Below are 14,337 nucleotides of genomic sequence, written 5' to 3'. Positions count from 1 at the left end.
GGACCAGCGAAGCGAATCGGCGAGTTCGCGACTCATTCCTTGACGATCCTGTTGATGCACCGGCCGATGTTCTCGATCTCGGTCGTGACGGTCTCCCCGCCCCTCAGGTAGTTCTTTGGCTCCCGTGCATGACCCACGCCGGCCGGGGTGCCGGTGGCGATCAGGTCGCCCGGACGGAGCTCTACGAGCGTGGACACGTACTGCACGAGGTACACGGGATCGAAGAGCAAGGTGCCGGTGTCATCGTTCTGCATCACCTGCTCGTCGACCGTCGTCCGCACGGCTACCGCCGGCCGAACTCCACCGGGCAGCTCGTCAGGCGTCACGAGCCACGGACCCACCGGGGTCGAGGAATCCCAGATCTTCCCCTGCGTCCATTCGATGGTGCGGAATTGCCAGTCGCGCATGGAGATGTCGTTCATGATGGTGAACCCCGCGATTGCCGCAGTGGCCTGCGCTTCGGTCGCTCTCCGGACCCGATCACCAACCACTACCGTCAGCTCGACCTCCCAGTCCAGAGCGTCGGTCTCATCGGGCTTGACGATGTCGTCGTACGGGCCGATCAGTGTGCTGGCGAACTTCGTGAACAGTGTGGGGTATGTGGGAAGGTCCCGCTTCATCTCGAGAATGTGATTGCGGTAGTTGTGTCCTACGCACACAACTTTCGCGGGCGACGGAACGGTGGGGGCGAAATCTGCCCCTTCCAGCGACCAGGTCGGGCCGGTCGGCGTCGCCGCAGCGAGACTGGTGTCAGCCATCAGTTCACCGAGATCCGAATAGCCCAGATCCACCAGGACGTCGCCGTCCTTGCGGACGGCACGATTGCCCTCAGGTGTACGAATTGTTGCGAACTTCATCGGTTTTCCTCCACAGTCGAGCGGTAAAGTCCAAGAGCTTCGAACACCGGCAAGTCCGAGAACCGGAACAGATCCAGCGCGCCGGAGTCCGAATCGGTTGCGCCGGCCTCAGACCGCACCGAGAAGTCCTTCCACGACGGAACGGTGAACAGGTCGCCGCGCGTAACGCTCCACGTTTCGTTCCCCACGGTCACCGTTCCCGAACCGTCGAAGACCTGCACGACCGACGAGCCGACTTCGCGTCGCGGTCGGGTCTCGACACCCGGAAGGACTCGATGCATCTCGGCGCGAATAGTGCTCAGAACGTCACCACCGTTCACGGGATTGGTATATCGAATCGCTGCGTGCCCCGGGTCCAGCAGCCCGCCTCCCAATCCGTCTGCCCCGACGGCAAGCTGTTCCGCCAAGGCCCGATCGGTGTACTCCCACTTGTAGGAGAGCAGTGGAGTCCCCGAGCTCGGGATCCGCTCTGACAGAGGCCTGAGCCCCGGGTATCCCCAAAGCCGCTCCGAACGTGAGAGATCACCCGATACCTTCTCATCGTCCGGGATCTCCTCGCGCCCATATTCAAAGAATTGGGTGTCGGCCAGATATTGAAAAGGAATGTCGAGACCGTCGATCCACGACATCGGGCGAGTGGAGACGTTGTAGTGCGCGTGCCAGTTCCAGCCCGGCTGAGGCAAGAAGTCTCCGCGGCGCATCGCTACCGAGTCCCCGCCGACGACGGTCCACACGCCCTCTCCCTCGACAATGAAGCGGAAAGCGTTCTGAGTGTGCCGATGTTCGGGGGCATCCTCTCCCGGCAGAAGATATTGGATCGCCGCCCACAACGTCGGTGTCGCGAACGGTCGTCCCCCCAGTGACGGGTTCGCCAAAGCGATGGCGCGACGCTCACCGCCACGCCCGACAGGAACCAGATCTCCGGCCCGGGCAGCCAGTTCACGCAAGTTGCTCCACCGCCACAGGTGTGGTTTCGCCTGCGATCGTGGGTGGCTCGGCATCAGGTCACCGATCTCGGTCCACAATGGAACCAACATCTCTTTCTCGAAATTGCGATAAAGATCTTCGAGATCTGGAGTGACGTCCGGTTGCCCTGGCGCCTGTACCGCCTGCAATTGGACCGGAGAGGTACCCATGTTCATCCCTTCATACTGCCCAGCTCACTCAACCCAGAGAAGCGTGATTCTGTACAACAGAACTGTGCTGGCACGTTGGGCCGCCTCGGCGAGCGGTCCCCCTCCCGCGTGAGTCAGTCCCGATGGCCCTGTATCTGCCTACGAATTCAGCCAGGGATAGCGCGCGGTGTCTGCACTCGCATAGTCCGGGTCGAGGTAGGTCGAGAGGCGATGGATCTTGAAGTCCCGGATCTCGAAAACGTCACACCAGTTGCCGGCGTGCGTGATCCCCGCACGCCACTCGACGCCGTCAGACGTCGTCCCGTGGCTGGTCCCCTCCAACACGACGAGGTCACCCTGCACCACCACGTTGTAGAACATCGCATGATGCTCGATGCTCTCGATCATGGTGGACAGTTGCTCGAAGAACTTCTTGATCTCGGTTTTGCCACGCATCAACCCCCTCTTGGGGAAGTAGTACAGCGCGTCGTCATCGAAGAGTTCCAACGTGTCACCGCCGGTGTCGAGGCGAAGGAGAAACTCCTTGGCCACTGAGACGCGCTGTTCGTCGGTCATGACTCCTGTTGTCACGCTCATGGAGATACCTCAATCTCTCTCGCCGAATCCCCCAGGACTCACAGTCGGCGTAGTCGTCGCGAACCCTGAAAGGCATCAGCGGGTCGCGCCTTTGTCGTCACTCCGAGCGCCGCTGGCCGCCGAAGTTCACATGGACATTCTTTGATTGCGTGTATGACTCGAGTTCCTCGATATCCTCCTCGCGCCCCAGACCGCTGTTCTTGAATCCACCGAAAGCGGTGCCCGGTGTGTGCCGGGAGACATCATTCACCCAGACATAGCCGGCCTCGACGTCATGAGCGAACCGGTGGGCCAGGTCCAGATCACGGGTGAAGATACTCGCGGTCAGTCCGTACTCGACCATATTCGCGATGCGGATGGCGTCGTCGTAGTCCTCGAATGGCATCGCGGCCAGCACCGGCCCGAAAATCTCCTCCTGAGCAAGGCGTGAGGCGGGATCCACATCGGCGAACAGAGTCGGCCGCACGAACCGCCCGGCGTCGAGCCCGTCGGCGCTGACACAACTTCCGCCCGCGACCAGCCGCGCGCCCTCATCGCGACCGACATCGATGTAGGACAGGACCTTGTCCATCTGGGCCTGGCTGACGATGGCCCCGGTATCGGTGTCTTCACTGGCGGGCGATCCGCTGGTCAGGTCGTCGAGCTTGGCTCCCAGCCGATCAACGAACTCGGCATAGATGTCTTTGTGGACAATGAGCCGCGACGTCGAACCACACGATTGCCCCTGCCACGTGAAGTTCATACCCCGGGTCGCAGCATCGAGGGCGATGTCGATGTCCGAGTCCGGGTACACGACAAGTGGGTTCTTGCCACCGAGCTCGAGGGTCACGTGCTTGACGCTGACCTCGGCGGCACGGCGCAGGATGGCCCGGCCTGTCGCCGCAGACCCGATGAATGCCAACCGTCGGATGTCCGGGTGCGCAACCAGTGCGTCCCCGGCCTCGTGCCCATAGCCCGTGACGACATTGAAAACGCCGTCGGGAAGTACCTCCTTGGCCAGTTCGCCCAGACGCAGCGCGGACAGGCTGGTGAACTCACTCGGTTTGATGACCACCGTGTTGCCGGCCGCCAAGGGTGCGGCGATCTTCGATGCGGCAAACATGAACGGGTGATTGAACGGGATGATTCGCGCGACGACGCCCCAGGGCTGCCGCAAGGAGTAGTTGAGACGCCCTTGGCCCGTCGGCACTGTGTGGCCACGCAGCTGCAGAATCAGTCCGGCGTAGTAGCGGAGCTGAGCTGCGCCGACAAAAGCGTCATTTCGCATCTCCCGGATGGGGCTACCGTTGTCGGTGACATCAAGATGCGCCAGCTCATCGGCATTCTCGACGATGATATCGGCGAGCTGATTGAGGATGCGCGCTCGCTGCATGGGGTCGATGCGCGACCAGCCGGGAAAGGCATCGCGGGCCGCCGCCACCGCGGCGTCGACGTCATCTGCGTTGCCTGCCGGAAACTGTGCGATCACCTCGCCGGTGGCGGGATTCTCTGCCTCGATGAAACGGCCGGCGGAACCCACGGAGTCCTCGCCGCCGATGTGCATCGGCAGCGTCGGGATGGTGGTTGTCATGACTTCTCCTCTAGTTGGCATGAGCTGCAGCGACGATGGCCCGGATGTCGTCGTCACACGTCGCGCGAAGATTGTTGTTCCGGAACGGGTGTTGGGTACTCGCCACCACGATGGCGTCGACGTCGGAACCAGCCAGGTCGGACTCCTCGAAACGGCCCTTCCAGTCGATGTCCGCGAAAAACTGCGGCAGGCGATCCACCAATGCGGCGTGCGTCGGGCTCATCACGGGACGATTGAAATCGCCCACGCTCTTCAGCAGGGCACCATTCTGGTATCCGTGTGCAAGAGGCACGGATGGTGCGCATGTCATTGCGTGAATCAGCCCGAGACCTGAATTGCCGCAGGCGAGGTTGGCCGCGGTACTTGCTTCGAGGAGCGCTTGGAGCAGGCCCTCCTCGCGGCTCGAGAGAGCCGCGGGAAGGACGTCGAAGATCGTCAGCGCCGCCTTCTCGGCGAGCGCATCGGTGAAGAGGCTGCGCCCCTTGACCCACATGGCTTCGAAGGCATGACTCAAGGCATCCAGGGCCGCATAGAGCATCGGGGCGTGGGGTAGGCCTACGAGCAGTTGGCCATCCAAGATCGCGTAGTCCGGCGCATAGCCGGCGCCACGGACGATCACCTCGCGGGGACGGCCCTTCTCGTGCAGCACCAGGGCGTTGGACACCTCGCTGCCGCTACCGGCCGTGGTCGGCACCGCGATAGACGGCGCGGGCGCCAGCGCAGCTTTGCCGACACCCTCGTAATCCAGGATGCTGCCGGGGTTGGTCAGCCTGAGTGCAACACCCTTGGCCAGCCCCAGCGCGCTGCCGCCACCCACCGCGATAACCGCATCGCAGCCGGCCTCGAGAGCGGACTCCGCGGCGAGGTCGCACGACGCGACGTCGGGATTCACACCTACCAGCTCGACCGTCCCGATCGATCCGACACCGTCCAGCGCGCGATCGAGCAGTCCGGCTTCTGCCACACCGCGATCAGCAACCACCGCGATCCGTGTCGGTGACAAGGACTCGACCAAGGCCGGGATATTCGCTACCGCGCCCAACCCACTGATGACGCTCGTCGGCGCAGCGAAGCCGAACCCGAACGGCTCAGTCTGTTTGCCAGCCACAGTCTTTCCTCTCGATTGTCGTCCGCCAGCATCGTACGGCTGACGCCGGGAAAGAATCACCGCCAACCGCTCCAAGTTCTGCCTTGCAGAACATGAAGCGGTTGGGCATAGTCTTCCTACACGGGTTTGTCGTGGCCAAGTCACCGCAGGGCAGCCCAACGAACGGATTGGCCGGAAGCCATGAGCCAGGACACCACGCTGCATGAGACGGCGCCGGGTAGCGACCCACCACCGCCCTACGCCATCGCATCGGTCGACAACGCGCTGCGCATCGTCTTGATGCTGGATGAACGAGGGATGCGGCTCACCGATATCGCCACTCACCTGGACGTCGCACGGTCCACCGCCCATCGCTTGCTGGCGATGCTGGTCTACCGAGGCTTCGCGGTGCGCGGTGAGGACCACCTCTACCGCGCCGGGCGCGTGCGTCACCGCAGCGCACCAACGTCTTCCAGACGAGCGGACGACCTCACCCGTTTGGTCCGGCCGGCCTTGGCGGAACTCAACGAGAGTCTTGACGAGACAGTCCATCTGCAGGTTCTGCAGGGTCGGCTGGTTCATTTCATCGAGAGCATCGAAGGCACGCAGCCGTTGCGGATCGGATCGCGTGCCGGCGCAACACTGCCCGCACATCGAACCTCGGGCGGCAAAGCAATGCTCGCATCTTTGCCCCGCACGGAACTGGACGCGATATGGTCGGCCGCAGAAGAACATGACGGCCTTCCCCAGGATGTCGCCGACCTGCTACAACCAGTGCGGCAACTGGGTTATGGCGTCAACCTGGGCACCACCGAGCGAGGAATACACGCGATCGGCGCGGCAATCATGTCGGCCGATTCCAGACCCGTGGCCGCGGTGAGTGTATCGATGCCCTCGATCCGCCTACCGCGCAGAAGGGTTCGAGAGCTTGCCGAATCCGTCGTGCGCACCGCCCGAAACGCCGAATCCGCGTTGCGTTGATCGAAAAAACAGAATCAAACTGAGTCCGTACCACTACCGAGGAAGCGACGTGACGATGACCGACTACCCCGAGATCCGCGAGATGGTTTCGCTGTCGAGCCGTGTGATGGCGGCAGCAGGCAGCAATGATTTCATCTGGGGCCACGTTTCAGCGCGCGACCCCGAGGGCCGCGGCGTGTGGATGAAGCAAGCATCATGGGGCCTGGAAGAGATCACACCGTCCCGAGTCCATCTCGTCACCCCCGACGGCGACGTAGCGGCCGGCGGAGGCCAACGGCACAGCGAATACCCCATTCACACCGAGATCATGCGCGCCCGGCCCGATGTCGGTGGGGTGGTTCACGTTCACAGCCGCTATTCAGTTGCCCTGGCGGCAGCGGACGTCGACCTCCTCCCGGTCAGCCACGAGGCCAATTACTTTGCACCCATTGGTGTTCCAAGGTTCACGGAGACGGCAGACCTCATCCTGACAGCCGAACTCGGCCAGCATCTCGCCCGAGCGTTGGGAGACGCCGAAGCGGTGTTCCTGGTCAATCATGGAGTGGCCACAGTCGGCCCCGACCTGCAGTCGGCCACCGTGGCCGCCATCGTGCTTGATCGTGCCTGTAGACAGCAGTTGCTGACGAGGGCCTACGGCGGCTCACCGACATGGTCGGATGCCGACGAGTCACTCGCGAAGCGCGAGCACATCTATGGCGGCAAGGCTCGGCATCAGGTATGGGACTATCTGGTACGACAACTCCCCAGCGATCCGGCGTAATATCCGCCGGTGCCCGGGGTGGCCGATCTCGACCTGTCGCTCGCTACCAGGGTCAGTGTCCCGCGGCGGAATTCGTTGGTATTCCGTCGCGGGACACCGGCGGCTGGTCGGTGACCTCAGAAGGGATAGGCGGGGATCTCGTCCTGGACCGTCATCCACTTCCACTCGGTGAACACTCCGGTATTCGTCAGGGTGCTCCACGCACTTCCGTTGCCGGAGATTCCCACACCTCCGATCGGACCGTACACCTCGTGCAGCACCGGTTGATCGTTGACATGCACGATCCCGGCGTGAAGTTGTTCGGCAATGCGCTGTGCACGAGCGAGATCGGGACCCACCACTCCGGCCGACAGTCCGTAGGCGGTGTCGTTCGCCAGCGCGACGGCCTCGTCGTCACTGGCGAAAGTGGTGATCGGGGCGACGGGGCCGAAGATCTCTTCGTCGAAGCACGGCATACCTGCTTTCACCCCGGTCAGCACTGTCGGTGTGTACAACAGCCCCTCGCGGCGGCCTCCCGTGACCAATGTCGCTCCGGCGTTGACCGTTTGAGCTACGATCCGATCCACATTCGCCGCTTGACGCTCATTGACGATGGGACCCAGGTGCACGTCGCCGCGCGGATCGCCGACCGCAAGCGCCTCAGCATGTTTGGTGAGCGCGGCGACATAGTCGTCGGCGATGTCCTCGTGAACGATGTGTCGTCCGGTCGACAGGCAGATCTGCCCCTGATGGAAGAACGAGCCCCAGGCTCCGGCACTGGCGGCTGCCTCGATGTCGACTCCGGGAAGGACCACGTAGGGATTGTTACCACCGAGCTCGAGAACCACCTTCTTGAGTAGCTCTCCAGCCTTGGCCCCGACTTGCCGGCCGCCGCGGATACCGCCGGTGAAGGTGACGAGATCCACCAACGGATCAGCAACAACGGCCTCACCGGTTTCGACGCCTCCGGGCAGGATGTGCAACAGACCCTCGGGGAGTCCGGCTGCCTCGAACAGTTGCGCCAAGACCGCTCCGCCACAGATCGGGGTCTGGGGATCCGGCTTCACGATCACGGCGTTGCCAGCGGCGAGCGCGGGCGCTATCTGGCGCAATGCCAGGAGGAACGGCGAGTTCCACGGGGTGATGATGCCCACGGTTCCCACTGGGACCCGCTTCGCGAAACTCCGTCGGTCCCGGTCTGATGTTGCGGTCATGTACCCGACTGGTTCTGAACCGATATTGGCCGCTTCGATGGCTTCGCGAACCGACATCACGACTTCCCACTGGCCCTTGGCCCCGATGGAGCCCGTCTCACGAACCGTGAGCGCGGCGATCTCATCCGCGTGGTCCGGCAGGAGCGCAGCGAACTTGCGCAGCACATCACCGCGCTCGGGTCCGGGAACGCGGGCCCACTCGCGCTGTGCATCTTTGGCCATGCGAGTCGCACGCGAGACGTCGGCGGCGGAGGCCTGCCCGATGACACCGAGCGTCTCGCCGGATGCCTTCTCGATCACGTGGAGTTCTCCGCCTTCGGCCGGCGCGACCCACGTTCCACTGTAGATTTTGCGATCCCAGATCGACTCGGGTGCAAGTGTGTTGTTTTCCATTGTAATTCCTAACTACCGGATCAAATTCTGCTATTGCGGGTGCCGGGAGAGCCTGTGCCGGGAGGCGTCGTTGGTGCTCAACGGGCGGTCACGCCGGCGTCTACCGGAAGGGTGACACCGGTGATGTACCTGGCCTCGTCGCTGGCGAGGAACAGGACGGCATTGCTGATATCGACCGGGTCCACGAACGGCACCGGAATCAGATGCATGTGCGTGAACGCCTCGTCGGATTGTTCACGCGTGGGTTCCTCGACACCCGGCACCGCCAACCGCCACAACGCCGGATGATGGATCATCGGCGTGTCGACGTTCGTCGGCGCGACGCTGTTGACGCGGATGCGCGACGATCCCAGTTCTTGTGCCAGCGTGCGCATGAGCCCGATGACCCCGTGCTTGGCGGCAGCGTAGTGCGGCAGATTCTGAATGCCCTTGACGCCCGCCACCGAGCTGATCAGGACGATCGAACCTCCACTGCCCTGTCGCAGCAGGTGGGGAACGGTGGCCTTGGTCGTGTGCCACACGCCGGTGAGATTGATGTCGATCATCTCTTGCCACTCGTCGGTACTCAGTTCCCAACTGATCCCGTATGTTGCGATGGCCGCGTTGGCGACCACGATGTCCAGGTGTCCGAGTTCAGCGACTCCCGCGTCCACCGCAGACCGGAGAGCATCGAAGTCCCGGACGTCCACCCTTCGTGCAACGATCCGACGCCCCAGGTTCTCGACTTCCTTGACCGTCCGGTCTAGGTCATCTGGCGTCGCCGCCGGATAGTCTCGCGCTGTACTGATCTCATCGCAGATGTCGACTGCGATGATGTCGGCGCCCTCTTGCGCCAACCGAATCGCGTGAGCGCGACCCTGCCCTCGTGCTGCACCGGTTATCAACGCAACTTTGCGATCCACACGCCCGGCCATACTCATCACCCTTCCAAAGTCGCTCCGCATGTCGCTGAGCTTTCACAACAGATCAGTTCTCACTTCGGGCACGCCACACGCGTCTCGTGCCCTCACAACGGCAACAGGGCCCGGCCATGTCGTCCCACATCCAATGAGTCCAGAAGGGAGACCAGATCTGTACTGACCGAATCGTTGTCATTTCTCGCCACGGAGGCGAGTCCGTCGCCGGTATCGATCCACGTGGTCGTGCGCGCGATCTGGTGCCTTTCCTGAACGATGGACTCCGCAACGCTGCTCGGCGTGTGCTTCGGCTCGATCAGTCGGGGAGCCATCAGTGATGCTGCGGCCTCGTGAATGTGCTTCCGCGAACGGGCGGTCGTCATGTCGTCGCCGTAACCGCGGGCACTCTCGTTGTGCAGAAACCCCGGATCCCAGTGCCAGAACCACCGCCCGTCCCGCCGCGTCAGAATCCGCCGAAGATCGCCATTCGTCAGACGCTGCCCGATCTGGTTGTCGAATGTCGAAGCGGCATCCTTCGCCTCGCCGAGGGTCGCAAACCCGCTCGTCCCGCTTCGGATGAACGCCCAGGTATCCCTATTGCCGCCGGGCTCGAGCCGTTGCGCAACATCGACAAGCGCGAGTGCACGCGCGAGCGCAGGGTCGGACATCACGGCGAGCATCGCGACAATGCCCCCCATCGACGAACCGACGAGGACAGGCCTGTCCGACAGCGTCGAAATCACCGACCGCACATCGGCGACCATGGTGTTGATCCGGTAGTCACCGTCCGGAGCCCACTGGCTGCCGCCGTGACCGCGAGCGTCGAGCGCGATCGCGGTCCATCCGTTCTGGGCCAGACGCTGGCCCGTCATGGCCCACGCACGCCGCGTTTGGCCTTCACCGTGCAGCAACACGACAGTGCCGCGACCGACGGTCCCTGACGGCGGAACCCAACGGTCCGCCGCCAGAGTGACGCCGTTACCGAAGAAGATGATCGGAACAGTGCCGCGCTCCATGTACGCCTCCTCGATTTCTCCGATGTCGATCCCACGAATCGACTACATGCAGGTCGATACGCACCTGCATGTGCCTGACATGTGGATCCGGCGGAACGCCGCTATGCGCGCTGTCCCTGAATCGCTTTCGCCTGGGTCTCCTCACCCGCCAGAGTCGCGACGATGTCGCGGCGCACCAACTTGCCCAGGTCTGTGCGGGGCAGTTCGGACCAGCAGGTGATGCGGTCGGGAGTCTTGGAGCCACGGAGCGTCGCTCGCACGTCGGCGCGCAATTTCTCCGTGTCCACCTCACCGCCACTGTGGGCTACCACCACGGCCTCTATCCGCTGTCCCCACTCGTCGTCAGGAACACCGACTACGACCGCATCTGCGACTGAGGGATGTCGGAGCAGGACATCTTCGATCTCGGCCGGCGAGATGTTTTCTCCTCCGCGGATGATCGTGTCGTCGACTCGCCCCTCGAGGTACAAGTAGCCCTCGGCGTCCAACCAGCCTTGGTCGCGTGTGTCAAAGTAGCCACGGTCGTCAACGGCGGATTGGCGTCCCGCGTATTGGCCGGACACTTGTTCACCGAATACCCATACGCGCCCCGGGGTTCCAGTCGGCACCGGCTGGCCGTTTGCGTCTCTGATCTCGATGTCCACGCCGGGAATGGGTTTGCCGGCCGATCGCAGGCGTCTGCGTACATCTGGATCGTCGCTCGCGATGGCCGCGCGGTGCTCGTCCGGACCCAGGACCGAGATGGTCGACGAAGTCTCCGTGAGTCCATACGCATTGGCGAACTCGACGTGTTCCCACTCTTTCAGGGCCGCCTCGATCACGCGCGGCGGCATCTGCGCGCCCCCGTAGGCAACTGCTCGCAGGTCGGGCACGGATATGTCCAGGTCGGGGGCATCCATGATGCGCGCCAGCATAGTGGGCACGAGCATCGCATTCGTCACGCCCTGATCCCGGACCAGCTGAACCCACGCCTGGGGTGCAAAGTGCGGAAGCGTCAGCAGACGTCGACCAGCGTAGAGATTCGTCAACACGTTGGAGACGGCCGCGATGTGATACGGCGGGACACTCATCAGGGAGGCCTCGTCGTCGGACGCTCCCGCGAACTCGACGGTTCCCAGCACGTACGCGGTCAGGTTCTGATGCTTCAGTACCACGCCTTTGGGCGCGGACGTCGTGCCGCTGGTGTAGATCAAGACCGCGGGCACTTCGAGATCAGCTTCGGCGTCGTCGGCGTCGACGGTGGGACCACTCAGCGCGGCGTTCGTTGCCTCGCTGATCCACTGCTCTGGAGTGAACACGGACAGACCGGCTCGTTTGAGCGCTTCTTCCTGACCGGGATCGGCGATACCGAGTGCACGCGGATGATTGGCCAGCAACGAGTCGAGTTGCTCGGTGCCCAGACGGTAATTCACGGGAACCAGCGGCACGCCGGCGATTGCTGCAGCAAACAGAGCGACCGGGAAGGCCGGCCCGTTCACTCCCAGATACACGATCGAGTCGGCTCCCGCGGCGCGCACGAGGCCGGCTCCGCCACCGGCGACCGAGCGCAGCCTCTCCGGAGTGAACCCATCCTCTTTACGGCCGAGCACCACTCGGTCTCCGAAGCCGTCGGTTGCCATATCCAGCAACATCGTCAGATTCATCGGCTGCTACTCAATCCGAGGCGGGCAGCGGCTTGGCCGCCTTCAATGGCATCGGGACACCTTCGAGCGCCAGGGTTCCCTTGCCGGCTTTGGTGCACAGCAACTCCACCCCACGTTCTTCATCGGTGTACCGCTTACCGAGTGCAGTTCCCTCAGCGTGGGCGGCGTCGACCTCCCCGGTACCGACTCGGGGATCCTTCTTGTCGACCATCACGACACCCCCACAGGTGACCTCCAGATCTTCACCTGGCCAGCGGACAACGACCACCGTCGTTCCGTCCACAACACTGGCCAACGTCTGTCCCACGCGTGGCTTCATCACACACTCCTCAACAAACCGATCGAGATTCGTGCGGCTCGACGGCATTTTCTCGTCGTACCGTATTACGGTCTGAAGCTTAGTGGAGTGACCCGGGTTACACAACCTTTTGCCCCGCCCCCGGTCGAAGTCACTTCAAAAGGTCCGGCCGCATCCCGACCACGGAACGTCCGTCACCTCGCCGGCCTGTGACCGATTACACGAGCGCACTGTCGTACACGCGAAAGAAGGAGTGATATCGTATCTCTAATATGAGATTGAGTCTCATCCACGCGGGTCGCCGAACTCAGGGCCCAAGAAGGAGGGATGATGGTCACCCGATATACGGATGACACGCATGTCGGCGCGCAGACCACACCCGACAGTCACACCAAACGCGCACTTCGCTGGGCAGGTCCAGCACTCGCCTTTGCCGGACTCGGCGGGTCGTTCACGCAGACGATCTTGATCCCCATCCAGGGTGAGCTCCCAGAACTCCTCGGCGCCTCGGCCACCAGCACGGCGTGGGCCGTCACGATCACGCTGCTCGTGGCGGCTGTGTTCACTCCGATATCGGGGCGTTTCGGGGACATGTTCGGGAAGCGGCGCGTCTCACTGATTCTCATCGCCGTGCTGATCATCGGATCGGCGGTGTGCGCCCTGTCGAACTCTGTCATCCCACTCATAGTGGGCCGCGGCCTACAAGGGGTCGGCGTGGGCGTCGTGGCGGTGGGTATTGCCATGGTGCGGGACATCTTGCCGGCCTCGCGGGTAGGTTCCACCGCAGCCATGGTCAGCGCCACCATTGGCGTGGGAGCCGCCCTCGGTCTGCCGATCAGCGCCTTTGTCGCGCAGCACTTCGACTGGCACATGCTGTTCTGGCTATCGGCCGCCATCAGCATCGGGACATTCGCACTGGTGGCCTGGGCGCTCCCGACAGAGTCACCGAAGACCGGCGGAAAGGTGGATTGGGTTGGCATCGTTGGCATGTCGGCTGGCCTATCGGGACTCCTGCTGTGTCTGTCACATGGTCGTGAATGGGAGTGGACGTCAGTGCGCACCATGGCGGTATTGGGTGGCAGCGCCGCTGTACTGGTGTTGTGGGTGTGGCATGAACTTCGCGTCCGGCAGCCGCTGGTCGACGTCCGGGTCAATACCCGGCGTGCAGTTCTGTTGACGAACCTCGCCTCTGCGGCCATGGGGATGGCGTGGTTCGCATCGCAAGTCGCCTTCCCCCAACTGTTGCAGCTACCGACCGCCGTAGGCGGAGTGTCGCTCTCACTCGTCGAAGCCAGTCTCGTCCTCATGCCGTCGGGTCTGGCGATGCTCGCGATGGCCCCCGTGGCAGGCCGGCTCGAGCGACGATCCGGACCAAAACCGCTGCTGGTCGCGGCCGCGGTACTGATCGCCATCGCGTTCTGCCTCGCTCTCACCATGACCATGGGCCAATGGACCGTTCTGTTCATCAACGTCCTCATCGGCGTGGGTATCGGAATGGGCTACGCCGCCATGCCGACCCTCATCCTGCAATCGGTTCCGCGGTCGGAGACCGGATCAGCCAACGGGGTCAACACGCTCATGCGGGCCGTAGGCGCGGCGGTCGGCGCCGCCGTGGTCGGAGCCGTGCTCGCCATCGAGCCGGCCCCGGGAGCCGCCGACAACCGCCAGCACGTGTCGGCTGCATTCGACGAGACGTTCCTGTTCGGCCTGGTCGCCGCGCTCCTCTGCGGCCTGTTTGCCGCGTTCATTCCGGCCCGAGGTCCGGCGGCTGTGAGCGGTACCGAAGTGCCCGGGCCCAGTTCGAGGGGCAGGCGATTCCCGCGAAGTCGACTCATCCGGCACCGTGGGACCGCATATCCAACGAACTCCCCCTCTCGTACATCCCTTTAGACACCTAAGCTGTCTACACTGAGAGCAACGTCGCACCTGCA

General features: G+C 63.4%; 13 protein-coding genes. 3 read left to right on the top strand and 10 right to left on the bottom strand.

Translation table 11 applies throughout. The features are described from left to right. Nucleotides 1–32: 32 nt before the first annotated feature. The 5 genes from NWF22_RS15050 to NWF22_RS15030 form a co-directional block, all read right to left on the bottom strand. Nucleotides 33–857 (bottom strand): fumarylacetoacetate hydrolase family protein, encoded by an 825-nt coding sequence (locus tag NWF22_RS15050; protein WP_160903583.1) that lies wholly within the window; start codon nt 855–857, stop codon nt 33–35. Then, nucleotides 854–1,999 (bottom strand): cupin domain-containing protein, encoded by a 1,146-nt coding sequence (locus NWF22_RS15045; RefSeq protein WP_160903584.1) that lies wholly within the window; start codon nt 1,997–1,999, stop codon nt 854–856. Before NWF22_RS15045 ends, NWF22_RS15050 begins: the two co-directional genes overlap by 4 nt. A 132-nt stretch (nt 2,000–2,131) precedes the next feature. Then, complete coding sequence (locus NWF22_RS15040; RefSeq protein WP_233751607.1) at nt 2,132–2,548, bottom strand: nuclear transport factor 2 family protein; 417 nt, start codon at nt 2,546–2,548, stop codon at nt 2,132–2,134. 118 nt (nt 2,549–2,666) lie between these two features. Continuing rightward, a complete protein-coding gene (locus NWF22_RS15035) occupies nt 2,667–4,196 on the bottom strand; it encodes an aldehyde dehydrogenase family protein (RefSeq protein ID WP_258321161.1) in 1,530 nt (509 codons plus the stop codon). Then, the gene (locus NWF22_RS15030; protein WP_160903586.1) at nt 4,150–5,247 is read right to left on the bottom strand and encodes an iron-containing alcohol dehydrogenase family protein; all 1,098 of its coding nucleotides are present in this window, start codon (nt 5,245–5,247) and stop codon (nt 4,150–4,152) included. Before NWF22_RS15030 ends, NWF22_RS15035 begins: the two co-directional genes overlap by 47 nt. A gap of 180 nt (nt 5,248–5,427) precedes the next feature. Here NWF22_RS15030 and NWF22_RS15025 point away from each other — a divergent pair, with 180 nt between their 5' ends. Together NWF22_RS15025 and NWF22_RS15020 are read left to right on the top strand one after the other, a co-directional pair. Then, nucleotides 5,428–6,207: an IclR family transcriptional regulator gene (locus NWF22_RS15025; RefSeq protein WP_160903587.1), complete on the top strand. Its 780-nt coding sequence runs from the start codon at nt 5,428–5,430 to the stop codon at nt 6,205–6,207. A 55-nt stretch (nt 6,208–6,262) separates the two neighbouring features. Beyond that, a complete protein-coding gene (locus tag NWF22_RS15020; RefSeq protein ID WP_202398932.1) occupies nt 6,263–6,967 on the top strand; it encodes a class II aldolase/adducin family protein in 705 nt (234 codons plus the stop codon). 116 nt (nt 6,968–7,083) lie between these two features. On the opposite strand, the gene NWF22_RS15015 is transcribed toward NWF22_RS15020, so the two are convergent. The 5 genes from NWF22_RS15015 to NWF22_RS14995 form a co-directional block, all read right to left on the bottom strand. Then, nucleotides 7,084–8,553 carry an aldehyde dehydrogenase family protein gene (locus NWF22_RS15015; protein WP_160903588.1) on the bottom strand — a complete coding sequence of 490 codons (1,470 nt, stop codon included), beginning with the start codon at nt 8,551–8,553 and terminating at the stop codon, nt 7,084–7,086. A gap of 77 nt (nt 8,554–8,630) precedes the next feature. Continuing rightward, the gene (locus NWF22_RS15010; RefSeq protein ID WP_160903589.1) at nt 8,631–9,467 is read right to left on the bottom strand and encodes a mycofactocin-coupled SDR family oxidoreductase; all 837 of its coding nucleotides are present in this window, start codon (nt 9,465–9,467) and stop codon (nt 8,631–8,633) included. A 92-nt stretch (nt 9,468–9,559) separates the two neighbouring features. Continuing rightward, nucleotides 9,560–10,321, bottom strand: coding sequence for an alpha/beta fold hydrolase (locus NWF22_RS15005; protein ID WP_233751696.1), 762 nt, complete (start codon nt 10,319–10,321; stop codon nt 9,560–9,562). Nucleotides 10,322–10,566: 245 nt separating this feature from the next. Then, complete coding sequence (locus NWF22_RS15000; protein WP_160903591.1) at nt 10,567–12,108, bottom strand: class I adenylate-forming enzyme family protein; 1,542 nt, start codon at nt 12,106–12,108, stop codon at nt 10,567–10,569. 10 nt (nt 12,109–12,118) lie between these two features. Further along, nucleotides 12,119–12,427 (bottom strand): hypothetical protein, encoded by a 309-nt coding sequence (locus NWF22_RS14995; protein ID WP_160903592.1) that lies wholly within the window; start codon nt 12,425–12,427, stop codon nt 12,119–12,121. A gap of 306 nt (nt 12,428–12,733) precedes the next feature. Between NWF22_RS14995 and NWF22_RS14990 the strand changes: the two genes are divergently transcribed. Further along, nucleotides 12,734–14,296 (top strand): MFS transporter, encoded by a 1,563-nt coding sequence (locus NWF22_RS14990; protein WP_233751612.1) that lies wholly within the window; start codon nt 12,734–12,736, stop codon nt 14,294–14,296. Nucleotides 14,297–14,337 lie beyond the last annotated feature (41 nt).

It is taken from the genome of Gordonia mangrovi, from assembly GCF_024734075.1.
GTDB classification, from domain to species: Bacteria; Actinomycetota; Actinomycetes; order Mycobacteriales; family Mycobacteriaceae; genus Gordonia; species Gordonia mangrovi.
The sequence above is the reverse complement of the archived record's forward strand: the minus strand, read 5'-3'. Positions and strand labels throughout refer to the sequence as shown.

Coding starts and splice junctions, on each gene's coding strand:
- NWF22_RS15010 (WP_160903589.1), bottom strand. CDS start 9,467: ATGGCCGGGCGTGTGGATCGCAAAGTTGCGTTGATAACCGGTGCAGCA.
- NWF22_RS15020 (WP_202398932.1), top strand. CDS start 6,263: ATGACCGACTACCCCGAGATCCGCGAGATGGTTTCGCTGTCGAGCCGT.
- NWF22_RS14995 (WP_160903592.1), bottom strand. CDS start 12,427: ATGAAGCCACGCGTGGGACAGACGTTGGCCAGTGTTGTGGACGGAACG.
- NWF22_RS15050 (WP_160903583.1), bottom strand. CDS start 857: ATGAAGTTCGCAACAATTCGTACACCTGAGGGCAATCGTGCCGTCCGC.
- NWF22_RS15000 (WP_160903591.1), bottom strand. CDS start 12,108: ATGAATCTGACGATGTTGCTGGATATGGCAACCGACGGCTTCGGAGAC.
- NWF22_RS15005 (WP_233751696.1), bottom strand. CDS start 10,321: ATGACGGGCCAGCGTCTGGCCCAGAACGGATGGACCGCGATCGCGCTC.
- NWF22_RS15015 (WP_160903588.1), bottom strand. CDS start 8,553: ATGGAAAACAACACACTTGCACCCGAGTCGATCTGGGATCGCAAAATC.
- NWF22_RS15025 (WP_160903587.1), top strand. CDS start 5,428: ATGAGCCAGGACACCACGCTGCATGAGACGGCGCCGGGTAGCGACCCA.
- NWF22_RS15040 (WP_233751607.1), bottom strand. CDS start 2,548: ATGACCGACGAACAGCGCGTCTCAGTGGCCAAGGAGTTTCTCCTTCGC.
- NWF22_RS14990 (WP_233751612.1), top strand. CDS start 12,734: ATGATGGTCACCCGATATACGGATGACACGCATGTCGGCGCGCAGACC.
- NWF22_RS15045 (WP_160903584.1), bottom strand. CDS start 1,999: ATGAACATGGGTACCTCTCCGGTCCAATTGCAGGCGGTACAGGCGCCA.